The 22,878-nt window shown below is 72.4% G+C and carries 18 protein-coding genes; 9 read left to right on the top strand and 9 right to left on the bottom strand.

Annotated features, from left to right (window positions below):
- Positions 1-142: 142 nt before the first annotated feature.
- On the top strand, positions 143-1,654 hold the full coding sequence (locus QHG49_RS08415; protein ID WP_159705975.1) for an amino acid permease: 1,512 nt from the start codon (positions 143-145) through the stop codon (positions 1,652-1,654).
- 8 nt (positions 1,655-1,662) lie between these two features.
- On the opposite strand, the gene QHG49_RS08410 is transcribed toward QHG49_RS08415, so the two are convergent.
- Positions 1,663-2,067, bottom strand: coding sequence for an NTP pyrophosphohydrolase (locus QHG49_RS08410; RefSeq protein ID WP_159708659.1), 405 nt, complete (start codon positions 2,065-2,067; stop codon positions 1,663-1,665).
- A gap of 46 nt (positions 2,068-2,113) precedes the next feature.
- Positions 2,114-3,079 carry a hypothetical protein gene (locus QHG49_RS08405; RefSeq protein ID WP_301488271.1) on the bottom strand — a complete coding sequence of 322 codons (966 nt, stop codon included), beginning with the start codon at positions 3,077-3,079 and terminating at the stop codon, positions 2,114-2,116.
- A 20-nt stretch (positions 3,080-3,099) separates the two neighbouring features.
- Here QHG49_RS08405 and QHG49_RS08400 point away from each other — a divergent pair, with 20 nt between their 5' ends.
- From QHG49_RS08400 to QHG49_RS08375, 6 genes are all read left to right on the top strand, one after another.
- The gene (locus QHG49_RS08400; RefSeq protein WP_244319837.1) at positions 3,100-4,335 is read left to right on the top strand and encodes a CapA family protein; all 1,236 of its coding nucleotides are present in this window, start codon (positions 3,100-3,102) and stop codon (positions 4,333-4,335) included.
- 205 nt (positions 4,336-4,540) lie between these two features.
- Positions 4,541-6,799: a HAMP domain-containing protein gene (locus QHG49_RS08395; RefSeq protein ID WP_301492739.1), complete on the top strand. Its 2,259-nt coding sequence runs from the start codon at positions 4,541-4,543 to the stop codon at positions 6,797-6,799.
- A gap of 6 nt (positions 6,800-6,805) precedes the next feature.
- Entirely contained in the window at positions 6,806-8,389 is a 1,584-nt protein-coding gene (pgsB, locus tag QHG49_RS08390) for a poly-gamma-glutamate synthase PgsB (RefSeq protein WP_301488266.1), read from the top strand.
- Entirely contained in the window at positions 8,386-8,868 is a 483-nt protein-coding gene (locus QHG49_RS08385; RefSeq protein WP_145486594.1) for a poly-gamma-glutamate biosynthesis protein PgsC/CapC, read from the top strand. The genes pgsB and QHG49_RS08385 overlap by 4 nt, the downstream gene beginning before the upstream one ends.
- Before the next feature lie 49 nt (positions 8,869-8,917).
- The gene (locus QHG49_RS08380; protein ID WP_159705983.1) at positions 8,918-9,973 is read left to right on the top strand and encodes an NlpC/P60 family protein; all 1,056 of its coding nucleotides are present in this window, start codon (positions 8,918-8,920) and stop codon (positions 9,971-9,973) included.
- A 71-nt stretch (positions 9,974-10,044) separates the two neighbouring features.
- Entirely contained in the window at positions 10,045-11,061 is a 1,017-nt protein-coding gene (locus QHG49_RS08375; protein WP_301488260.1) for a hypothetical protein, read from the top strand.
- Between the two features lie 81 nt (positions 11,062-11,142).
- Here the strand turns inward: QHG49_RS08375 and QHG49_RS08370 are convergent, their stop codons facing one another.
- From QHG49_RS08370 to QHG49_RS08350, 5 genes are all read right to left on the bottom strand, one after another.
- Positions 11,143-13,269 carry a 3-hydroxyacyl-CoA dehydrogenase NAD-binding domain-containing protein gene (locus tag QHG49_RS08370; RefSeq protein WP_145486591.1) on the bottom strand — a complete coding sequence of 709 codons (2,127 nt, stop codon included), beginning with the start codon at positions 13,267-13,269 and terminating at the stop codon, positions 11,143-11,145.
- Positions 13,266-14,483 carry an acetyl-CoA C-acyltransferase gene (locus tag QHG49_RS08365; protein WP_145486590.1) on the bottom strand — a complete coding sequence of 406 codons (1,218 nt, stop codon included), beginning with the start codon at positions 14,481-14,483 and terminating at the stop codon, positions 13,266-13,268. Before QHG49_RS08365 ends, QHG49_RS08370 begins: the two co-directional genes overlap by 4 nt.
- A 241-nt stretch (positions 14,484-14,724) precedes the next feature.
- A complete protein-coding gene (locus QHG49_RS08360; protein WP_159705987.1) occupies positions 14,725-16,011 on the bottom strand; it encodes a ribonuclease D in 1,287 nt (428 codons plus the stop codon).
- Between the two features lie 245 nt (positions 16,012-16,256).
- Positions 16,257-16,916, bottom strand: a complete 660-nt coding sequence (locus QHG49_RS08355) for a response regulator transcription factor (protein ID WP_046419368.1) — start codon at positions 16,914-16,916, stop codon at positions 16,257-16,259.
- A gap of 282 nt (positions 16,917-17,198) precedes the next feature.
- Positions 17,199-17,876 (bottom strand): DUF3000 domain-containing protein, encoded by a 678-nt coding sequence (locus QHG49_RS08350; RefSeq protein ID WP_145486588.1) that lies wholly within the window; start codon positions 17,874-17,876, stop codon positions 17,199-17,201.
- A 110-nt stretch (positions 17,877-17,986) separates the two neighbouring features.
- On the opposite strand from QHG49_RS08350, the gene hemE reads away from it, so the two are divergent.
- The gene (hemE, locus tag QHG49_RS08345) at positions 17,987-19,054 is read left to right on the top strand and encodes a uroporphyrinogen decarboxylase (RefSeq protein ID WP_159705989.1); all 1,068 of its coding nucleotides are present in this window, start codon (positions 17,987-17,989) and stop codon (positions 19,052-19,054) included.
- A 3-nt stretch (positions 19,055-19,057) separates the two neighbouring features.
- Here hemE and QHG49_RS08340 read toward each other — a convergent pair whose 3' ends face one another.
- Both QHG49_RS08340 and QHG49_RS08335 read right to left on the bottom strand, forming a co-directional pair.
- Positions 19,058-19,885: a rhomboid family intramembrane serine protease gene (locus QHG49_RS08340; RefSeq protein ID WP_145486696.1), complete on the bottom strand. Its 828-nt coding sequence runs from the start codon at positions 19,883-19,885 to the stop codon at positions 19,058-19,060.
- Between the two features lie 64 nt (positions 19,886-19,949).
- Entirely contained in the window at positions 19,950-21,335 is a 1,386-nt protein-coding gene (locus tag QHG49_RS08335; protein WP_301488250.1) for an FAD-dependent oxidoreductase, read from the bottom strand.
- An 88-nt stretch (positions 21,336-21,423) separates the two neighbouring features.
- Here QHG49_RS08335 and hemG point away from each other — a divergent pair, with 88 nt between their 5' ends.
- Complete coding sequence (gene hemG / locus QHG49_RS08330) at positions 21,424-22,878, top strand: protoporphyrinogen oxidase (protein ID WP_301488248.1); 1,455 nt, start codon at positions 21,424-21,426, stop codon at positions 22,876-22,878.

The following is a 22,878-nucleotide window of genomic DNA, read 5'->3' as shown; positions in this document are numbered from 1 at the left end:
TCCCGACCGGGCCGGTCCCGCCCCTCCTTGCGGTGGCGGAACCGGCCCGCTTGCGTAAGCCTGCCTGTCACAGGGCTCTCGCGGCCCGACCCTCTCGATCAAGTCGACCAGGTCGAGGACGACACGCGTGGGAGGCAGCAACGTGAGCAGCTCGCTCTTCCGGACGAAGAACGTCGAGCAATCGATCCGGGACACCGAGGAACCCGAGCATGCGCTCAGGAAGTCGCTCTCCGCGCTCGATCTGACCGTTTTCGGCGTCGGCGTGATCATCGGTACCGGAATCTTCGTTCTGACCGGACAGGTCGCGAAGAACAACGCCGGCCCCGCGGTCGCCCTGGGCTTCGTCGCCGCCGGTGTGGTCTGCGCCCTCGCCGCCCTGTGCTACGCCGAGTTCGCGTCCACCGTCCCGGTGGCGGGCTCCGCGTACACCTTCAGCTACGCCTCCCTGGGCGAACTGCCCGCCTGGATCATCGGCTGGGACCTGGTCCTGGAATTCGCGCTCGGCACCGCCGTGGTCGCCGTCGGCTGGTCCGGCTACATCCGCTCACTGCTGGACAACGCGGGCTGGCACCTGCCGGACTACCTCTCCGGACGCGACGGCGCCCACGGCTTCGGCTTCGACATCCTCGCCGCGCTCCTGGTGCTCGTCCTGACCGCGATCCTCGTCCTCGGCATGAAACTGTCGGCCCGGATCACTTCGCTCGTCGTCGCGATCAAAGTGGTCGTCGTGCTCATCGTGATCATCGCCGGCGCGTTCTTCGTGCAGGCGCGCAACTACCACCCCTTCATCCCGCCGGCCCAGCCGGTCCCGGCCGGTGCCAGCCTCAAGGCGCCGCTGGTGCAGCTGATGTTCGGCTGGGCGCCCGCCAACTTCGGCGTGATGGGCATCTTCACCGCCGCCTCCGTGGTGTTCTTCGCCTTCATCGGCTTCGACATCGTGGCCACCGCCGCCGAGGAGACCCGCAACCCGCAGCGCGACGTGCCCCGCGGCATCCTCGGCTCGCTGATCATCTGCACCGTGCTCTACGTGGCCGTCTCCGTCGTCGTCACCGGCATGCAGAACTACACCCGGCTGTCCGTGGACGCGCCGCTCGCCGACGCCTTCAAGTCCATCGGGCACCCCTGGTACGCGGGCGTGATCAGCTTCGGCGCCGCCATCGGCCTGACCACCGTGTGCCTGATCCTGCTGCTCGGCCAGACCCGGGTGTTCTTCGCGATGAGCCGCGACGGGCTGCTGCCGCGCTTCTTCTCCCGGGTGCACCCCCGGTTCCGGACCCCGCACCGGCCGACCATCCTGCTCGGAGTGATCATCGCGATCGTCGCCGGTTTCACCAGCCTGAGCGAGCTTGCCGAACTGGTCAATATCGGCACATTGTTCGCGTTCGTGGTCGTCGCGATCAGTGTGATCATTCTGCGCAGGACGCGCCCCGACCTGCCCCGCGCCTTCCGCACCCCGTGGGTTCCGGTCGTTCCGATCGTATCCGTGTGCGCCACGCTCTGGCTGATGCTCAATCTGCCCGCAGAGACCTGGCTGCGGTTCGCCATCTGGATGGTGATCGGCTTCGCCGTCTACTTCCTCTACGGCCGCTCCCATAGCCGTCTCGCCCACCCCGAGCAGCCGACGGAGCCGGAGCCCGCGCCGCCGGTGTCCTGACCGGCGGCTCAGCCGAGCACCGCGCGCGGCCCGGTGACCCGCGCCCCCAGCGCCGTCACCCGGCGCCGCAGCTCACGGTCCGCGGTGACGACCAGACAGACACGGCCCGCCGCCTGCGCGGCCAGCTCCACGATCCGGTCGTCCCCGCTGCCGGACGCCTCCGTCACCCGCACCCCCGGCACGGACGCCACCCCGCGCGCGGCGCCCTCGACCACCAGCACCAGTTCGACCGGCCCGGGCAGCTCCGCCGTACCGGAGGCGGCGTACGCCACCAGGCGGTCGCGCAGCCGTTCGGCGGCGCCGCGCCGGTCGCGCCACCAGCCGTCGGGCACCGAGCCGACCACGTTGGCGCCGTCGACGACGAGCAGGGGCGGGGGCGTCTCCGAAGCGGGGGTGTCCGCGGCATCCGTCATGTCGGCCATGTTCCCTCCCTCGCGCGCCGCTCGGGCGCCGCGCGGTTCACGTCGTTCCGGTGGAGCGGGCCCAGCCGCCGGTGATCTCGGTGACCGCGGCGACCGCCCGATCGGCCCGGACACCGCCGGCCCGCACCGCCGGGGACCATTCGACGTGCAGGAACGGCACATGGTCGGCATCGGCGTCATGGCCCTGCACGTTCTGCGTCCCCTCCAGCGGGCAGGCGCGCGCCCAGGCCCTGCACACCGACAGCCCGCGCGCTCCCAGGGCGTCCGCCAGCCTGCGCGCGTCCGCCCGTCCCACCGTTCCGGCGCCGGTGGAGGCCACCGCGTCATAGCCGGGGGCGGAGGACGCGGCGAAGCCATGGACCTGGACGCCCGGCAGCGCGCGCCGGGCCAGTTCGGCGCAGACGGCGCTGAAGACGGTGTCCGTGCGGTGCGCCACGTCCGCGGAATTCCCCTCCCCGGCCTTGCGATGCGCCCCCGCGATCACCAGGACACCGCCGGGGGAGCCGCGCAGCACCCGTACGCCGAGCTGTTCGGTGCCCCGGTCGAAGACCGGGTGCGGGACCTGCACCGACCAGCTCGGCCGGTGGTCCAGGTCGATGTACACCCGCCCCCAGCCGCGGGGCGCCACCGCGTCGTCGGTGCGGTCGGCCACCTCGGCGAGACGGCGCCCGGACACCCGGTCGACGACCGTGCGCAGACTGAAGTCCCGCTGGGCGAGCAGCCGTTCGGCCTCACCGCGGTCTCCGTCGAGCAGCAGTCCGACCGCCCTGGCGACGGCCGCGCGGTCCGCGCGGGCCGGGTGCCGGTAACCATGGCCGGGCCCGAACCGGCCGGTGTAGTCGGCGACCGTTCGCGCCAGGTCGATCCGGGCGACGCCCTCGGGCGCGGGCCGCCCGTCGAGGCCCCGGGAGCCGTGCGACAGCAGGGTGAGCGCACCGGCGAGAACGCCCGCCACCAGCAGGAACGCCGCGATCGCCGTCGGGCGTGTACGGGGGAATTTCATGGTTGTATCAAGATATCCCGGTGAACAGACGCCTGAGCCGTACCCTGCTGACCCTGCTGCCCCCGCTCGCCCTCGTCGCCACCGTGTCCGGCTGCGGCCTGCTCGCGGACGGCTCCGACTCCGAAGGCCGAGGGGGCGGCCGCTCCTTCACCGTCGCCGCCGCCGGGGACATCCTGATGCACCCCGAACTGGTCGATCAGGCACGCGCGGACGCCAAGCGCACCGGCAAGGGCGTGGACGGGCTGGACTTCGGGCCGATGATGGCCGGCATCAAGCCCGTGATCAGCAGGGCCGACCTGGCGATCTGCCATTTCGAACCGGTCATGGGCCGGGCCAGGGGCCCGTTCGAGGGCTTCCCGGACTTCCAGGTGCCGCCGCAGACCGCGCGGACCATCAAGGACATCGGGTACGACACCTGCTCCACCGCCTCCAACCACACCCTCGACCACGGCTACGCGGGGGTGAAGCGCACCCTGGACGCGCTCGACGAGGCGGGTCTGAAGCACACCGGATCCGCCCGCACCCGAAAGGAGGCGCTCACTCCACTGGTCCTGGACGTCAAGGGCGTCAAGGTCGCCCAGCTGTCCTTCGCCTACGGCTTCAACGAGCCGCACGAGCTGCCCGCGGGCAAGCCCTGGGTCGCCGACCGGCAGGACCTCGGCCGGATCCAGGCCGCCGAGAAGCGCGCCCGCGAGGCCGGGGCGGAGGTGGTGATCCTCTCCCTGCACTGGGGCCGCGAGCACCACCCCGAGCCTTCGTCCTCGCAGATCTCCTTCGCCCGGCAGATAGCCGAGCACACCGGCATCAACCTGGTCATCGGCCACCACGCGCATGTCGTGGAGCCGATGGAGAAGGTCGGTGACACCTGGATCACCTACGGCCTCGGCAACCAGATCGCCCGCCACGAGGTGCCCACCGGGCTGACCGAGGAAGGGGTGATCGCCTGGTTCACCTTCACCGAGCACGGCAAGGGCCACTGGGCGGTGCGGCCCCGCTTCGAGCCGACGCTGCTGACGATCCCGTCGGACACCGAGGGCGCCGAGGGTGCCGCGGGCGACGGCACCGCCGGCCGGGACGGCGACGGCGTGCGCGACTACCGCCTGCTGGACGTGCCGGCCGCGCTCCGCGACGACTCCGGGCTCAGCGCGGCTCAGCGGGCCCGGCTGCGGCTCGCCTTCGAGCGCACCGAGGGCACCCTCCTCAACCGGGGCGCGGCCGAGGACGGTCTGAAGCCGCTGACGGCCCTGCCCGAGTAGGACCGAATGTGACCGAACCTGTGAGTCTGCTGAGCACTGTTGCCTAGATCACCCTCCTCTTACCGCAACTTCACCTGGTCCTTACATGTCTGGTCTCCGGGCACGTTCCTGCGTTCGACGTGCCCGGAACCCGTAGCCATGAAAGGACCGTCCCGTGGCGTCACCGCCCCCGGCGCGGCAGCACCGAGCCCGTCGCCGCGCCGATATGTCGCTGATCGGCGGTATTCGCCCACCGATCGCGGTCCTGTCGGTGCTCCTGCTGACGCTCGCCGCGATCACGGCGCTCGTGCTCGGCCGGATCGACAACGCCGGGGTGCCGAAGGCGGTCCTCACCTCCCAGCAGCACTTCGCGGAGGACGGCGCCGTCGCGCTGCGCGCCTCCATCGACGAGTCCGTCACCGATGTCACCCGCTCCGCCGCCCTGTTCAGCGCCGGACAGCCGGTCTCCGGCGACGCCGTCCTGGACAAGCTCGGCAGCAGCTACCAGAAATGGGCCGGCGCCGCCGTCGTCGAGATCCGCTCCGGCAAACTGGTCGCCGCCCGCGGCGAGACGGTGCCGCTGCCCTCCGTGGACATCTCCGCCCTCGGCGGCCCAGGCGGCCTCACGCCCCGGACCGTCCGGCTCGGCAACGGCGAGGTACGACTGCTCTCCTTCGGCCTGCTCACCTGGCCGGGCCGGCCCCAGCTGCTGCTGGTGACCTCCAGCAACCTGAAGCTCCCCGGCATCAGCGTCGGCCGGTTCCGCTCCATCGCCGTCGTGGACCGCACCGGCACGATCCTCAGCAGTGACGGGATCCCCGAGCCGGAGCAGGTGAGCAACAAGCTCGACCGCAAGGCGGCCAAGGCCTCCCAGGCCCAGCTGACGGACTTCGCCCGGACCGCCGCCCGCCGGGGCACGCGGGACCCGCGCAGCGGCAGGGAACCCGGCATGGGCGGCTACCAGGGCGTCAGCGGCAGCCTGCTCGGCGGACATGTGCTCAGCGACCGGTCCGTCGCCGGATACGCCACCCTCGCCGCGCCCCAGCCCGGCGAGGCCACCACCGCCGCCGGACTCGGCCTGTCCGTGGTCGCCATGGTTCAGGTCACCGAGGAGTCCACCGGCACCGCCTCACCCGCTTTCGGCCTGTTCGCGGGCGGCGCGCTGCTCGTCGTCGGCGCCCTCGCCACAGCCGTCCTGCTGGGCACCGTGCAGCGCCCGCTGATCCGGCTGTTCCTGGAGTCCCGCCGGCTCACCCGCGGCGATCTGACCCGGCCCGTCACCGTCCCCGGCCACGGTGAGGCCCACCGCATCGGCGCCGCGCTCGACCGGCTGCGCCGCCAACTGCTCGGCGAGACCCCCGAGGCCACCGGCACCGCGCCGCGCCCGCGCGGGCCGCGCCGCGTCGGCATCCGGGCCCTGCTGGCCGCCTGCGCGGTCCTGCTGCTCGCCTGGTCCGCCCCGCTGATGCTGCTGCTCAACCGCGCCGACGACTCGGTCGTCGTACCCAGACAACTCGTCAGCGACCAGCGCGAACGCACCGACACCCTCAGCGACCGGGTGCGCCGCGCGCTCAACGAGGGCGACGCCGACCTGCAGTCGGTCGCCTCCCTGATCGGCAACCGCACCGAGCCCGCGGCCATGAACGCGGTGCTGGAACGCACCATCAACGAGAACCAGCGCTACCGCTCGCTCTACGTCGTCGACTCCGCCGGTGTGATCCAGGCCCGCAAGGGCGCGGCGCCCCAGGTCGTCCAGGCGCAGCGGGTGTCCGACCACCCGCTCAGGCTGCTCGGCCAGGGCGGTCGCAGGCCCGTCGTCGTCGGCGCCGCCGAACTGCCCGGCCGCGGCGGCGCCCGGCTCGTCGGGGAGTTCCGCGTCGAGTTCTTCAACGCCCTGCTGAACCGGCCCGGTCTCGGCGTGGTGCGGCTCGTGGACGACCGCGGCAGGGTCATCGCCGGGAACACCGGCTTCCTCGCCTTCCAGGCACTGCCCGACGAACGCCTGAAGGACCTGGTCGAGGCCAGCGCCCAGCCGCTCGGCAAGAAGCCGCGCGCCAGCGGTGTGCTGTACCGCGCGCACGGGGTGCGCATCGCCGCGGCCGCGCCGTTCTCCGGCAGCGGCGCGGCCCAGCCGCTCGGCTGGAGCGTGGTCAGCTGGCAGCCCGTCTCCCGGCTCGCGATCCCCGGCTACGAGAGCCAGAACCGTACGGTGCTCGCCGGTCTGCTCGGCGGCACCGCGGCCGTGGCCTGCCTGGGCTGGCTGCACATCGTGGTGGCCCGGCCGCTGCGCACGCTCGCCGACCGGGCCGAGGCACTGGCCGACGGCGACCGCAAGACCGTGCTCTTCCCGCAGCACCACGACGAGGTCGGCGCGGTCACCCGGTCCCTGGAACTCGTCCGGCAGCAGCTCCAGAGCAGGCGCCGCCAGGAACCCGGGCACACCCCGGCCGCCCCGTACCGACCCGAGCAGCACTCAAGGAACTGATCACCCGTGCTCTTCCTCTACACCGTGCTGCTCGTCGGCTGCGCGATCCTGCTCGCCGCAGGCGTCGTGGAGCAGCGGCGGCACTTCACCAGCCTCCACCACATACCCACCCGGGTACTGGTCAACGGCATCCGCGGCAAGTCCTCCATCACCCGCCTGTGCGCGGGCGCGCTGCGCGGCGGCGGCCTGACGACGGTCGCCAAGACCACCGGCACCGCCGCCCGGTTCATCCATCCGGATGCCACCGAGGAGCCGGTCTACCGCAAGTTCGGCATCGCCAACGTGGTCGAGCAGATCGGCATCGTGCGCCGCGCCGCCGCCTACCAGCCGGACGCCCTCGTCATCGAGTGCATGGCCGTCATGCCGGCCCTGCAGGAGATCAACCAGTCCAAGCTGATCCGCTCGACCATCGGCGTGCTGTGCAACGTCCGCGAGGACCACCTCGCCGAGATGGGCCCCACCCTGGACGACGTCGCCCGCTCGCTGTGCCGTTCGATGCCCGAGGACGGCATCTGCGTCACCGCCGAGCAGGAGCGCTTCCACATCCTCCAGGAGGAGGCGGACGCCCGGAACTGCCGGCTGGTCTACGCCGACCCGGACACCGTCACCGACGAGGAGCTGCGCGGCTTCAGCTGGTTCACGTTCAAGGAGAACGTGGCCATCGCGCTGACCGTGGCCGAACTCCTCGGCGTCGACCGGGCCACGGCCCTGCGGGGCATGTACGACGCCCCGCCGGACCCCGGTGTGCTCTCCGTCGAGCGGTACCGCACGCCCGAGGGCAAGCGGCTGCGGTTCGCCAACGTCTTCGCGGCCAACGACCCCGAGTCGACCCTGATGAACATCAACCAGCTGCTCGACCTCGGCGCCGTCCACCGCCCGCTCAGCGTGGTCATCAACTGCCGCCCCGACCGGGTCGAGCGCAACGGGCAGATGGGCGAGATCATCCCCCGGCTCGACCCCGAGCACGTCTTCGTCATCGGCCACCCCGCCAAGTCCGCCATCGACGCCATTCCCGCCGAGTTCCGCTCGCGGGCCGTGGACCTCGGCGGCGACCGGCGCGACCCCGGCGAGTTCATGGCCGAGCTGCTCGGCCGGCTCGGCCCCGACTCCTCGCTGGTGGCGATCGGCAACATCCACGGCCAGGGCGAGATCCTGCTGGAGCACCTGGCCGAACTGCCCGCCGACGACACCCCGGACGACACCGGGGGCGGTCCCGCGGACGAGCCGCGATCGGTGCCCGCCCATCCCGAGCACACCGACACCGCACAGCTCTACGTGCCCCGTATCGACCCCTATCAGGGCTACCCGCAGGCGTACGAGGAGCGCTACGCGCAGCAGCCGTACGACGGCCACCAGTACGCCGGACAGCCGTACCCCCCGTCGCACCCGCAGCAGCCCGAGACGCCGCAGCCGTACACCCCGCACCCCCAACAGCCCGACACGCCGCGGCCGTACACCCCGCGGCCGCACGCCCCGCAGCCCCCGCAGGACTTCGGGCGCGGACCGTTCGAACCCCGTGTCGCCCCGGCTCCCCGCCAGCCCCTCGACGACGACAGCCAGCAGTGGCACAGCCCAGGAGAAGCGCGTTGATCCCCTCCGTCCTCACCCCCGAGATCGCCGCGATCGGCATCGGTCTGGGGCTGATGTTCTCGCTGATGTGCTACCTGACGACGAACCTGTCGCCCGGTGGCATGATCACGCCCGGCTGGCTCGCCCTCACCCTGATCGAGGACCTCCAGCGGGCCGCGCTGGTGGTCGGCGTGACCGTGCTGACGTACCTCGCGACCCTGCTCATGCAGAAGTTCGTGATCCTTTACGGCAAGCGGCTGTTCGCGGCCGTCGTGCTCAGCGGTGTGCTCATCCAGGCCACCGTGATCATCGTGCTGCAGATGGAGTTCCCGCTGCTGTACGCCAACCAGACGCTCGGCTTCATCGTCCCCGGCCTCATCGGCTACCAACTGGTGCGCCAGCCCAAGGGGGCCACCCTGCTGTCCGTCGGCTCGGTCACCCTCGCCACCTATGTGGTGCTGACCGCCGGCATCCTCCTCGGCGCCATGCCCTCCGCCTGACCCGCCCGTACCCGACGACGCACCCCCTCGCACCCCTGGAGCCATCACCATGCCGAAGCGCAAAGGCCGCCCCGTCGTCCACGCGGCGACGGTCCTCGCGCTGCTCGCCGGCAGCGCCTACTTCACCTACGACCTGCGCAAGGACGAGCAGGCCAAGGTCCCGGCCGCCCAGACCATCTCCGACGACGGCCTGATGAACTCGGGCCAGGGGACCGGCAAGCAGACCTGGGAACGGCTGAACAACCCGGCTCGCTCGGTGCTGCGCGACGGCAAGGGCGCGGTCGTCGCCACCTTCACGGACGGCGCCCGCACCGCCACCCTCAAGGGCCCCGCCCGCACCTTCGCCGAACCCGCCACCACCAGCACCAAGGTGGTCACCGACGACTGGGTACGGCTGCTGCCCGAGCCGTGGACCAAGGGCTCCGAGAGCCAGCAGTGGTTCAAGGACTGGTTCAAGCAGTACGCCGGCAGCGAGGAGGACGACATCTTCGCGTTCGCCTTCCAGTACGTGCAGGGCGCCCCGGTCAAGAAGGACGCACAGGGCGTGCAGTACGCGGGCCACGCCTTCTACGGGCCGTACAAGCCCGACGGCGTCGACCGCTACGAACAGACCGATTTCTACGACTACCTGGGCATCCCGTACACCTTCCGGGACGGCACCACGATGCGGCCGCGTCCGGACCGGCTGCGGTCCGTGGACTGCTCCGGCTATCTGCGGCTGGTGTACGGCTACCGCGCCCGCTACCCGCTGCGCGCCTCCGACGCCGCCGGTGACGGGCTGCCGCGCACCGCCGACGGGATGGCGCGCTCCACGGCCGGCGTCGACATCGTCAAGATCCAGGGCCCGGGCCCCTGGTACGAGCGGCCGAAGAACATCGACGTCCTCCAGCCGGGCGACCTGCTGTTCTTCAAGATGGACCACCGCACCGGCAACCACATGGACCACTCCGCGATCTACCTCGGACCGGACACCGAGGGCCACAAGGTCTTCGTCTCCAGCCGCAAGGAACAGAACGGACCCACCATCGGGGACAAGGGCGGCGTCTCGCGGCTGGACGGCAACGGCTTCTACGCCGGGCTGTTCCGCAGCGCGAAGCGGCTGTGACCGCGGGCGCGGGCGCGGGCGGCGAGGAGGGCGGGGGCCGGGCGCCCAGGGTCCCGGCTTAAAGTGACCGGGTGAACGGAGACTGGCTCCTTCGCGGCCGAGACGGCCGGCTCAGTGTCTACCAGTCGTCGGGCGACGCCGTCCTGTGCCGGGCGGAGAGCACCCCCGGCGGCCCCTGGACCGGACCGCGCAGGGTCGGCGGCGAACAGAAACTGCATCCCGTCCCGGCCCTCGGCCAGGGCGCGGACGGCTATGCTCACCTGGTGTCCTGGCGGCCCACCGGCACGGGCGAGGCGGGCCTCGTGCACTCCACCCACTTCCGCGCCCACCTCGCCGCCCTGGACTGGAGCCCGGTCGGCCACCCCGACAAGAAGGACGACCGCACCGGGCAGCCCGCCGTCGCCGTGGACGCCGAGGGCCGCGCCCATGTCTTCGTGCGCAACAAGGGCGGCGGCGTCAGCATGCTCGCGCAGAAGGAGAAGGGCGGCTGGGAGCCCTGGCGGGACCTCGGCGGCGAGGGCGTCCAGGACGGACTCGCCGCGGTGACGGGGGAGTCCGGCAGGGTCGAGCTGTACGCGGCGGGCCCCGAGGGCCTCCTGTACTGGCGTCAGGAGGCCCCCGGCGCCCAGCCGGTGCTCCAGGAACCCCTGAAGGCCGCGGTCCGCCCGGGAACCCTGTACGCCCTCGCCACGTCCGCCGGCCGTACGACGCTCTACTGCACCGGCACCGACGGCGAACTGCGCGCCTGGCGGCCCGGCGGCGAACCGGTCACCCTGCTGACGGCCGCGGGCCACGGCCCGGTCAGCGCCGTCCGCTGCGACCTCGACGGCCACGACTGCACCCTGCTGGCCCAGCGCTCCGCCACCGGCCGCGTCGCCTTCGCCGCCTACCCGACCGAACTGGAGTCCGCCGGCGCCTGGTGGACCGAGTCCGGCCCCCCGCTCACGGTGGACGCCCGGGTGTCCCTCACGACGGACCGGGACGGCCGCGTGGTCGCCGCCACCCTGTCCCCGTCGACCGGCCGGCTCCTGCTGACCCGCCGCAAGGACGAACCGGGCCTCGCGCTGGAGGCCTGGCGGACGGTCTGAGCGGGCCGAGAGCCGTACGGCTGTACCGGACGTGAAGGGCCCCCGCCGAGGCGGGGGCCCTTCACGTCGACGCCGCCGGTGTTACGCCGGGACGCTCGCCACGCCCGGGGCCAGGAACGGCTTGCCGTTCACGCGCTCCGAGACGCCCTCGCGGTCCAGGTACGGCGTGATGCCGCCCAGGTGGAAGGGCCAGCCGGCGCCCGTGATCAGGCACAGGTCGATGTCCTGGGCCTCGGCGACGACGCCCTCGTCCAGCATGAGCCCGATCTCCTGCGCCACGGCGTCCAGCACGCGGTCGCGCACCTGCTCCTCGGTCAGGACGACATCGCCCTGCTTGAGGAGCGCCGCGACCTCGGGGTCCAGCTCCGGCTTGCCGCTGTCGTAGACGTAGAAGCCGCGCTTGCCGGCCTCGACCACGGCCTTGAGGTTCGGGGAGACCGTGAAGCGGTCCGGGAAGGCCCGGTTGAGGGTCTCCGAGACGTGCAGGCCGATCGCCGGGCCGACCAGTTCGAGCAGGACCAGCGGGGACATCGGCAGGCCCAGCGGCTCGACCGCCTTCTCGGCGACCTCGACCGGGGTGCCCTCGTCGATGACGTTCTGGATCTCGCCCATGAAGCGGGTCAGGACGCGGTTCACGACGAACGCCGGGGCGTCCTTGACCAGCACCGCGGTCTTCTTCAGCTTCTTGGCGACCGCGAAGGCGGTGGCCAGGGAGGCGTCGTCGGTCTGCTCGCCGCGCACGATCTCCAGCAGCGGCAGGATCGCGACCGGGTTGAAGAAGTGGAAGCCCACGACCCGCTCGGGGTGCTGGAGCTTGGCGGCCATCTCCGACACGGACAGCGAGGAGGTGTTGGTGGCGAGGACCGCGTGCGCCGGGGCGACCGCCTCGACCTCCGCGAACACCTTCTGCTTGACGCTCATCTCCTCGAACACGGCTTCGATGATGAAGTCCGCGTCCGCGAAGCCCTCGGCCTTGTCCAGGACACCGGTGACCAGCGCCTTGAGGCGGTTGGCCTTGTCCTGGTGGATACGGCCCTTGCCGAGCAGCTTGTCGATCTCGGCGTGGACGTAGCCCACACCCTTGTCGACGCGCTCCTGGTCGATGTCGGTCAGGACGACCGGCACCTCCAGACGGCGCAGGAAGAGCAGCGCGAGCTGGCTGGCCATCAGACCGGCGCCGACGACGCCGACCTTGGTGACCGGGCGGGCCAGGCTCTTGTCCGGGGCGCCGACGGGACGCTTGCCGCGCTTCTGCACCAGGTTGAACGAGTAGATGCCGGCGCGCAGTTCGCCGCCCATGATCAGGTCGGCGAGCGCCTGGTCCTCGGCGTCGTACCCCTGCTGGAGGTCACCGCCTCGGGCGGCCTCGATGATCTCCAGGGCGCGGTAGGCGGCCGGGGCCGCGCCGTGCACCTTGGAGTCGGCGATGAAGCGGCCCTTGGCGACGGCCTGGTCCCAGGCCTCGCCGCGGTCGATCTCCGGGCGCTCGACCGTGACGTCGCCCTTGAGGACCTGGGCGGTCCACAGCAGCGACTGCTCCAGGAAGTCGGCACCCTCGAAGAGGGCGTCGGCGATGCCCAGTTCGAAGACCTGCTTGCCCTTGAGCTGCTTGTTCTGGTTCAGCGAGTTCTCGATGATGACCGAGACGGCCTTGTCGGCGCCGATCAGGTTCGGCAGCAGGGTGCAGCCGCCCCAGCCGGGGACCAGACCGAGGAAGACCTCGGGCAGCGAGAACGCCGGGATCGCCTTGGAGACGGTGCGGTAGGTGCAGTGCAGACCGACCTCGACACCGCCGCCCATGGCCGCGCCGTTGTAGTACGCGAAGGTCGGCACGGCGAGGCCCGCGAGGCGCTTGAAGACCTCGTGGCCGCCCTTGCCGATGGCGAGCGCGTGCTCGTGCTCCTTCAGCAGCTCGACGCCCTTGAGGTCGGCGCCGACGGCGAAGATGAACGGCTTGCCGGTGATGCCGATACCGGCGATCGTGCCGTCCGCCGCCTCCTGCTCGACCTGGTCGATCGCCGCGTTCAGGTTGGCGAGCGAGGCCGGTCCGAAGGTGGTCGGCTTGGTGTGGTCCAGGCCGTTGTCCAGCGTGATCAGCGCGAAGCGGCCGGCGCCGAAGGGGAGGTCGAAGTGGCGTACGTGCGCACTGGTGACGACCTCGTCGGGGAACAGGTCCGAAGCCTGCTTCAGAAGCTCGGTGGTGCTCACTTGTCCCCCTCGAAGTGCGGGTTCTCCCAGATGACCGTCGCGCCCATGCCGAAGCCGACACACATGGTGGTCAGGCCGTAGCGGACGTGCGGCTGCTCCTCGAACTGGCGGGCCAGCTGCGTCATGAGCCGGATGCCGGAGGAGGCCAGCGGGTGGCCGAAGGCGATGGCGCCGCCGTACTGGTTGACGCGCGCGTCGTCGTCCGCGATGCCGTAGTGCTCCAGGAAGGCCAGCACCTGCACGGCGAAGGCCTCGTTGATCTCGAACAGGCCGATGTCGGAGATGGACAGGCCCGCCTTGGCGAGCGCCTTCTCGGTGGCCGGGATCGGGCCGTAGCCCATGACCTCGGGCTCCACGCCGGCGAAGGCGTAGGAGACCAGGCGCATCTTGACCGGGAGGCCGTTCTCGCGGGCGAAGTCCTCGCTGGCGACGATCGACGCGGTGGCGCCGTCGTTCAGACCGGCCGAGTTGCCGGCGGTGACACGGCCGTGGACGCGGAACGACGTCTTCAGGTTGGCCAGGCCCTCCAGGGTGGTCCCCGGGCGCATCGGCTCGTCGGCGGTGACCAGGCCCCAGCCGGTCTCGCCGCCGACGGGGGTGGTGCGGCGCACCGAGATCGGCACCAGGTCCCGCTGGATCTTGCCGTCGGCGTACGCCTTGGCGGCCTTCTCCTGCGAGAGCACCGCGTACTGGTCGGCACGCAGCTTGGTGAGGCTCGGATAGCGGTCGTGCAGGTTCTCCGCGGTCATGCCCATGAACAGGGCCGACTCGTCCACCAGCTTCTCGCTGACGAAGCGCGGGTTGGGGTCGACGGCCTCGCCCATCGGGTGGCGGCCCATGTGCTCGACGCCACCGGCGATGACGGCGTCGTAGGCGCCGAAGGCGATGGAGCCCGCGACGGACGTCACGGCGGTCAGACCGCCGGCGCACATGCGGTCGATGGAGTAACCGGGCACCGACTGCGGCAGACCGGCGAGGATGCCGGCCGTGCGGCCGAGGGTCAGACCCTGGTCACCGATCTGCGTGGTCGCGGCGATGGCGACCTCGTCGATCTTCTTCGGGTCCAGGCCGGGGTTGCGGCGCAGCAGCTCCCGGATCGCCTTGACGACGAGGTCGTCGGCGCGAGTCTCGTGGTAGATGCCCTTCGGGCCCGCTTTGCCGAACGGGGTGCGGACGCCGTCGACGAAGACGACGTCCCTGACGGTACGAGGCACGATGGCTCTCCTCCATGGTGCGGGACGCTGAGCGCTTGCTCAAGCCCATGCTACTTGCGAGTAATGTAGTTGCCCAGCGTCAGGGGTGCCAGCGGCGAAGGTCACACCGGCAGGAGAGAGGGAGCCGTCCGGAGGTTGGCGCGATCTGTACGGCCTCGCGGCGCCCCGTCGGGGGGCGGGAAACGGCGCGAGCGGCCACGGGGGACCCGCGGCCGCTCGATCTCGATCCGTTCTACGGCGCTCAGGCGCCCTTTTCCGACAGCGCGCCCACCAGCACCGGCGTCACCAGCTCCACCTGCCACGGACGCGCGCCGTACCCCGCGAGCGCCGCCGAGACGGACCCCGCGTCGACCGCGGGCGGCTGCCAGCAGAGCCGGCGGACCGTGTCCGGGGAGATCAGGTTCTCCTGCGGCATGGACAGCCGCTCGGCGAGCGCCGTGACCGCGGCCCGCGCGGCGGACAGGCGCGCCGCCGCCGACGGGTCCTTGTCCGCCCACGCCCGCGGCGGGGGCGGTCCCGTCACCGGCTGCCCCGGCTGCGGCAGCTCGGACTCCGGGAGCGCCTTGGCCCGGTCCACCGCCGCCTGCCACTGCTCCAGCTGCCGGCGCCCGGTGCGGTGCCCGAACCCGTTCAGCGCGGCCAGCGCGTGCACGTTGCCCGGCAGGGCCAGGGCCGCCTCCACGATCGCCGCGTCCGACAGCACCTTGCCCGGCGACACGTCACGCCGCTGCGCGATGCGGTCCCGCGTCTCCCACAGCTCCCGTACGACGGCCAGCTGCCGGCGGCGCCGCACCTTGTGCATCCCGGACGTACGGCGCCAGGGCTCCTTGCGGGGCTCGGCCGGCGGGGCGCTCGCGATCGCGTCGAACTCCTGGAGGGCCCACTCCAGCTTGCCCTGGCGGTCCAGCTCCTTCTCCAGGGCGTCGCGCAGGTCCACGAGGAGTTCGACGTCCAGCGCGGCGTAGCGCAGCCAGGGCTCGGGCAGCGGGCGGGTGGACCAGTCGACGGCGGAGTGGCCCTTCTCCAGGACGAAGCCGAGGACGTTCTCCACCATGGCGCCGAGGCCGACCCGGGGGAACCCGGCGATCCGGCCGGCCAGCTCGGTGTCGAACAGCCGGGTGGGCAGCATGCCTATCTCGCGCAGGCACGGCAGGTCCTGGGTGGCGGCGTGCAGCACCCACTCCACGCCGGACAGCGCCTCGCCGAGCGCGGACAGGTCGGGGCAGGCGACGGGGTCGATCAGCGCGGTGCCGGCGCCCTCGCGGCGCAGCTGCACCAGATATGCGCGCTGGCCGTAGCGGTACCCGGAGGCGCGCTCGGCGTCCACGGCGACCGGCCCGGAGCCGGCGGCGAAGGCGGCGACCACGTCGGCGAGCGCCGCCTCGTCGGCGACGACGGGCGGAATGCCCTCGCGGGGTTCGAGAAGGGGTGTCGGCGCCTCCGTCACAGAAGATCCGGCGTCGTCGGGAGACGTGTCTCCATTGCTGCGCCGGGTGCTGTCTGCTGCGATGTCTTGGGCGTCGGTCACCTGTCAAGGGTATCCATGCGCGGACAGCGCCCGTCGCCGGAACGTTCCGTCGACGGGCGCCGAGGGGTCGTAAACCAGTCAGCCCGGTGAAATCGCCGGTTCAGGGGAGTGAATCGGCCGCATTCCGGAAGGGGTCGGTGGGAAAGGGGGTGGGGAGGGAGGCGGAACGGGGAGCAGGGAGGGGAGCGGGGCGGAGGACGGGGTGGGAAAAAGGGGAGATCGGGGGAAGGCGGGTGGGGGAGGGGTCAGTGGATGATTCCGGTGCGCAGGGCGACGGCGACCATGCCGGCCCGGTCGCCGGTGCCCAGCTTGCGGGCGATACGGGCGAGGTGGCTCTTCACGGTCAGGGCGGACAGGCCCATGGAGACGCCGATCGCCTTGTTCGACTGGCCCTCCGCGACCAGGCGCAGCACCTCGACCTCGCGTCCGGACAGTTCGCGGTAGCCGCCCGGGTGGCTCGGGGCACCCGGGGGGCGGCGGTGCATGCGCGCGGCGCCGCCGAGGGGGGCGGCACCGGGCCGGGTGGGGAGCCCGATGTTGGTGCGGGTGCCGGTGACGACGTAGCCCTTGACCCCGCCGGCCAGCGCGTTGCGGACCGCGCCGATGTCGTCGGCGGCGGAGAGGGCGAGCCCGTTGGGCCAGCCCGCGGCGCGGGTCTCGGAGAGCAGGGTCAGGCCGGAGCCGTCGGGCAGGTGGACGTCGGCGACGCAGATGTCGCGGGGGTTGCCGATGCGGGGACGAGCCTCCGCGATGGACGAGGCCTCGATCACGTCGCGCACACCGAGCGCCCACAGATGACGGGTGACGGTGGAGCGCACGCGCGGGTCGGCCACGACCACCATGGCGGTCGGCTTGTTCGGGCGGTAGGCGACCAGGCTTGCGGGTTGCTCAAGGAGAACGGACACCAGGCCTCCTGGGTGGGGGGACGGGGCCGGCTTGTGGGGAAGAAGCCGGGACGAACCGTGCTTTCAAGGTCACAGTCGTCTTCGGCAGCAAACGTGTCCGCCTTTAGAGAGTGATCACGATCTAGTGAGTAACAATCCGTGCAATTCGGACACGCGCTCGATCACCCGAAGATCGAATCGGTCCGAGCGAATGCGATTCGAGGTCACAATGTGGCCGTATCGACAAAGAGATGGTCAATAAGGCGCCCCGGAGGATGACGGCGGCGATGACGCGCCGTCACTTCACCGGGACTGCGGACCCCTGCGCTGCGGCAGCGTCACCACCGAGGTGTCGCCCGGACCGGCCGGCGGCAGCCCGCCGACCTGGGCCAGCAGATCGCACCAGGAGATCAGGTGGGCCGCCGCGTCCGGCACCCCGCCGCGGCCCTCGCGCGGCGTCCAGGAGGCCCGGATCTCGATCTGCGAGGCGGCCGGCCGGTCGGCGAGACCGCCGAAGTAGTGCGAACTCGCGCGGGTGACGGTGCCGCTCGGCTCGCCGTAGCCGAGGCCGCGCGCCCCGAGCGCCCCGGTCAGCCAGGACCAGCACACCTCCGGCAGCAGCGGATCGGCCGCCATCTCCGGCTCCAGCTCCGCCCGCACCAGCGTCACCAGCCGGAACGTGCCCCGCCAGGCGTCGTGCCCGGCCGGGTCGTGCAGCAGCACCAGGCGCCCGTCGGCCAGCTCCTGCTCGCCGTCGACCACCACCGCCTCCAGCGCGTACGCGTACGGCGCGAGCCGCTGCGGCGCGGGGGTCGGCTCCACCTCGATCTGCGGGCGCAGCCGGCAGCCGCGCAGGGCGTCGACCGCGGCCCGGAACGCCGGCGGACCCGCGGCACCAGGGTGCCGGTCCGCCTCCTCGGTGTCCTTCACGTCGCCCAATCCGTCAGCGCCTTCCGACCTGTGTCCGTGAGCCGCAGCCATGCGGGGAAGAGTAAGGGGAATCGGGCCTCTGCGCAGGCAAGACACCCCGCGACGTGCGCTTCCTCGCCGCCTGTGCACGGCCCGTCCACACCGCATGCGAGACTTTTCCCGTGACCGCCAACGACGCCCCTCGGGGCAAGCAGCCGACCGCGACGTACGACAGCGCCTTCCTCAAGGCGTGCCGGCGTGAACCCGTGCCCCACACCCCCGTGTGGTTCATGCGCCAGGCCGGCCGCTCCCTGCCCGAGTACCTCAAGGTGCGCGAGGGCATTCCGATGCTGGAGTCCTGCACGCGGCCCGAGCTGGTCACCGAGATCACCCTCCAGCCGGTGCGGCGGCACCACGTGGACGCGGCGATCTACTACAGCGACATCGTCGTCCCGCTCAAGGCCATCGGCCTCGACCTCGACATCAAGCCCGGCGTCGGCCCGGTCGTCGAGCAGCCCGTCCGCACCCGCGCCGACCTGGCCCGGCTGCGCGAGCTGACCCCCGAGGACGTCTCCTACGTCACCGAGGCGATCGGGATGCTCACCCGGGAGCTGGGCCCCACCCCGTTGATCGGCTTCGCCGGCGCCCCCTTCACCCTGGCCAGCTACCTGGTCGAGGGCGGCCCCTCGCGCACGTACGAGAACGCCAAGGCGATGATGTACGGCGACCCCGAGCTGTGGGCCGACCTGCTCGACCGCCTCGCCGGCATCACGGCCGCCTTCCTGAAGGTCCAGATCGAGGCCGGCGCCTCCGCCGTGCAGCTGTTCGACTCCTGGGCCGGCGCGCTCGCCCCCGCCGACTACCGGCGCTCGGTGCTGCCCGCCTCGGCCAAGGTCTTCGACGCGGTCGCGGAGTACGGCGTGCCGCGCCTCCACTTCGGCGTGGGCACCGGCGAGCTGCTGGGCCCGATGGGCGAGGCCGGCGCGGACGTCGTCGGCGTCGACTGGCGCGTCCCGCTGGACGAGGCCGTCCGCCGCGTCGGCCCCGGCAAGGCGCTCCAGGGCAACCTGGACCCGACCGTGCTGTTCGCGGGCAAGGACGTCGTCGAGGCCAAGGCCCAGGAGGTGCTGGACGCCGCCGCGGGCCTGGAGGGCCACATCTTCAACCTCGGCCACGGCGTGATGCCCAAGACCGACCCGGACGCGCTGACCCGCCTGGTGGAGTACGTCCACGGCGCGACCGCCCGCTGACCCTCACCAGGTCGGGTAGGAGGGCCGCGCGCGCCTGCCGAACAGCAGGCCGGGCGGCTCCGGCGGGGGCGGGGTGCCCGGCTTCAGCGGCAGGGCGATGAGCAGGCCCACCAGGAAGCCGATCACATGGGCGACGTACGCCACCGTCCCCGCGTCGGACACGCCCTGCCCGGACGAGTACACGGCCTGGAGCACGAACCAGAAGCCCAGCACCAGCCAGGCGGGCAGCCGCAGCGGCAGGAACACCAGGAACGGCACGAGCACCCAGACCCGGGCCCCGGGCCACAGCACGAGGTAGGCGCCGAGCACCCCGGCGATCGCGCCCGACGCGCCGATCAGCGGGGCGCCAGAACCGGCGTTCAGCAGCGCGAAGCCGTACCCGGCCGCGTAACCGCAGACGACGTAGAAGACGACGTACCGGATGTGGCCCATCCGGTCCTCGACGTTGTTGCCGAAGATCAGCAGGAACAGCATGTTGCCCAGCAGGTGCAGCCAGCTGCCGTGCACGAACATCGCCGTGAACACCGACAGCGGCGGCGACTTGTGGAAGCCGCGCGGCGCCACCACGCAGCCCGGGCCGTGCGGTCCGACGCCCACCTGGCCCGTCGGCACCAGCTGCGGCACCTGACCGTGGACCAGCTCCCTCGGGACCGCCGCGAAGCGGTCCATGAAGGACTCCAGATGGCACAGCTGCGCGAGGCTCTCGCCGCCGGCCAGCGAGCCGGGCATGCCGGGCGTCCACAGGAACACCAGGACGTTCGCGGCGATCAGCGCGTATGTCACCCAGGGGGTGCGGCGCACCGGATTGATGTCATGGACGGGAATGACCACGAAGGAGTAGTGCCCGGCGAGCCCGCGGTCAATCGAGCGGTCCCGCCGGGCGGTCACGCGCCGGTCAGCTCCCGCGCACCTTTCCCGCCGCCTTGCGCGCGGCCACCAGGACCGGGTCCCACACCGGCGAGAACGGCGGCGCGTAGCCGAGGTCCAGGGCGGTCATCTGCTCCACCGTCAGCCGCGCGGTCAGCGCCACCGCCGCGATGTCCACCCGTTTGGCCGCGCCCTCCCGCCCCACGATCTGCACGCCCAACAGGCGTCCGGTGCGGCGCTCGGCGAGCATCTTGACGGTCATCGGGGAGGCATCCGGGTAGTAGCCCGCCCGGCTGGTCGACTCGATGGTGACCGCCTCGAACTCCAGGCCCACCCGGTGCGCGTCCTTCTCGCGCAGCCCGGTGCGGGCGATCTCCAGGTCGCAGACCTTGCTGACCGCCGTGCCGACCACGCCCGGGAAGGTCGCGTAGCCGCCGCCCGCGTTGGTGCCGATGACCTGGCCGTGCTTGTTGGCGTGGGTGCCCAGCGGAACGTACTGCTCCCGCCCCGAGACCAGGTTCAGCACCTCCACGCAGTCACCGCCCGCCCAGATGTTCTCGTGCCCGCGCACCCGCATGGATAGATCGGTGAGCAGCCCCTCGTGGGCGCCGAGCGGCAGCCCGGCGGCGCGCGCGAGGGCGGTCTCGGGGCGGACGCCGATGCCGAGGACCACCACGTCGGCCGGGTACTCGGCGTGCTCGGTGGCCACCGCGCGGACCCGGCCGTCCTCCCCGGTGAGGATCTTGGTGACCTCGGTGCCGTTCACCATGGTGATGCCGAGGCCCTCCATGGCGCGGTGCACCAGGCATCCCATGTCCGGATCGAGGGTCGACATGGGCTGCTCGCCGCGGTTGACGACCGTCACCTCGAAGCCCCGGTCGATCAGCGCCTCGGCCATCTCCACGCCGATGTACCCGGCGCCCACGACCACCGCGCGCCGGCCCTTCGCGCGGGCCAGCGTGTCGATCAGCGCCTGCCCGTCGTCCAGGGTCTGCACGCCGTGCACCCCGGGGGCGTCCGCGCCCGGCAGCTCCGGGCGGACCGGACGGGCCCCCGTCGCGATCACCAGTCTGTCGTACGACGTCCAGGACTCGGCGCCGGAATCCAGCTCCCGCGCGCGTACCCGCTGCCCCGGCACGTCGATCTCCGTGACCTCGGTGCGCAGCCGCAGATCGATGTCCCGTGCGCGGTGCTCCTCGGGGGTGCGGGCGATCAGCTCGTCCCGCCCGGCGACGGCGCCGCCCACCCAGTAGGGGATGCCGCACGCCGAGTACGAGGTGAAGTGACCGCGCTCGAACGCCACGATCTCCAGCTCCCCGGGCCCCCGCTGCCGCCGCGCCTGCGACGCCGCCGACATGCCCGTGGCGTCCCCGCCGACGACGACCAGCCGCTCCCGCCCCTGATGCATGCTCATGGGGACACGCTAGAGGGTCCCGGCCCGACGCGGCGCGGGACCTACGGCCCTGGCGGCGCTGTCAGTGGGGTCTGAGAGAGTGGGGACCATGAGCGCAACGGGTATGAACGCCGGGCACGCCGTCGTCATCGGAGCCGGTGTCGCCGGTCTGGCCGCCGCCCACCGGCTGCTGGAGCGCGGCGCGCGGGTGACGGTGCTGGAGGCGTCCGAGCGGGTCGGCGGCAAGCTGCTGCCCGGCGAGATCGCGGGCGTCCGGGTCGACCTCGGCGCCGAGTCGATGCTCGCCCGCCGCCCCGAGGCAGTGGCCCTCGCCCGCGAGGCCGGCCTCGCCGAGCGGCTCCAGCCCCCGGCGATCGCGAGCGCCGCCATCTGGACCCGGGGCGCGCTGCGCCCCATGCCCAAGGGCCATGTGATGGGCGTGCCCGGCACCGCCGCCGCCCTCGCCGGCGTCCTGTCCGAGGACGGTCTGGCCCGCATCGGCCGGGACGCCGTCCTGCCCCGCACCTCCGTCGGCGACGACGTGTCGGTGGGGGAGTACGTGGCGGCGCGCCTCGGCCGCGAGGTCGTGGACCGCCTCGTGGAACCCCTGCTCGGCGGGGTGTACGCGGGCGACGCGTACCGCATCTCGATGCGCTCCGCCGTCCCCCAGCTCTTCCAGGCCGCCCGCGCGCACGCCTCCCTGACCGAGGGCGTCCGCGAGATCCAGGCCAAGGCCGCCGCGGCTTCGCAGACCGGGCCCGTGTTCATGGGCATCGAGGGCGGCGTGGGCACCCTGCCGCTCGCGGTCGCCGAGTCCGTCCGGGCGCGCGGCGGCGAGATCCGCACCGAGGCACCCGTCACCGAGCTGCGCCGGGACCCCGCGGGCGGCTGGCGGGTCACCGCGGCCGGACAGCTGCTGCACGCCGACGCCGTGGTGGTCGCCGTACCCGCCCCGGCCGCCGCCCGGCTGCTGCGCCCCGAGTCCCCGGCGGCCGCCGCCGAGCTGGCCGCCGTCGAGTACGCCTCGATGGCCCTGATCACCCTCGCCTACCGGCGCGCCGAGGTGTCCCTGCCCGAGGGCAGCGGCTTCCTGGTGCCGCCGGTCGACGGACGCACCATCAAGGCCGCCACGTTCGCCTCCCAGAAGTGGGGCTGGATCGCCGACGAGGACCCGGACACGCTCGTCGTGCGCACCTCGGTGGGGCGGTACGGCGAGACGGCGGTCCTCGGACGCGACGACGCCGACCTGGTGGAGGTCTCCCGGCACGACCTCCGCGAGGCCGCCGGCATCGAGGCCGCGCCCGTCGAGACCCGGGTCACCCGCTGGACCGACGGGCTGCCCCAGTACCCCGTCGGGCACCACGGCAGGGTGGCCCGCATCCGCGAGCACATCGCCAGGCTTCCGGGCCTCGCGGTCTGCGGCGCGCAGTACGACGGCGTGGGCATCCCCGCGTGCGTCGCGAGCGCGAACGCGGCCGTCGACCAGCTGTCCGGTGATCTGCGCGGGGCCGAGGAGCTGACGGCCCACCCGGTGCAGAGCCTCCACGGCGGAGCAGGAGAATAG

Origin of the sequence: Streptomyces sp. WP-1, from assembly GCF_030450125.1 — a bacterium.
Taxonomy (GTDB): Bacteria; Actinomycetota; Actinomycetes; order Streptomycetales; family Streptomycetaceae; genus Streptomyces; species Streptomyces incarnatus.
The sequence above is the reverse complement of the archived record's forward strand: the minus strand, read 5'-3'. Positions and strand labels throughout refer to the sequence as shown.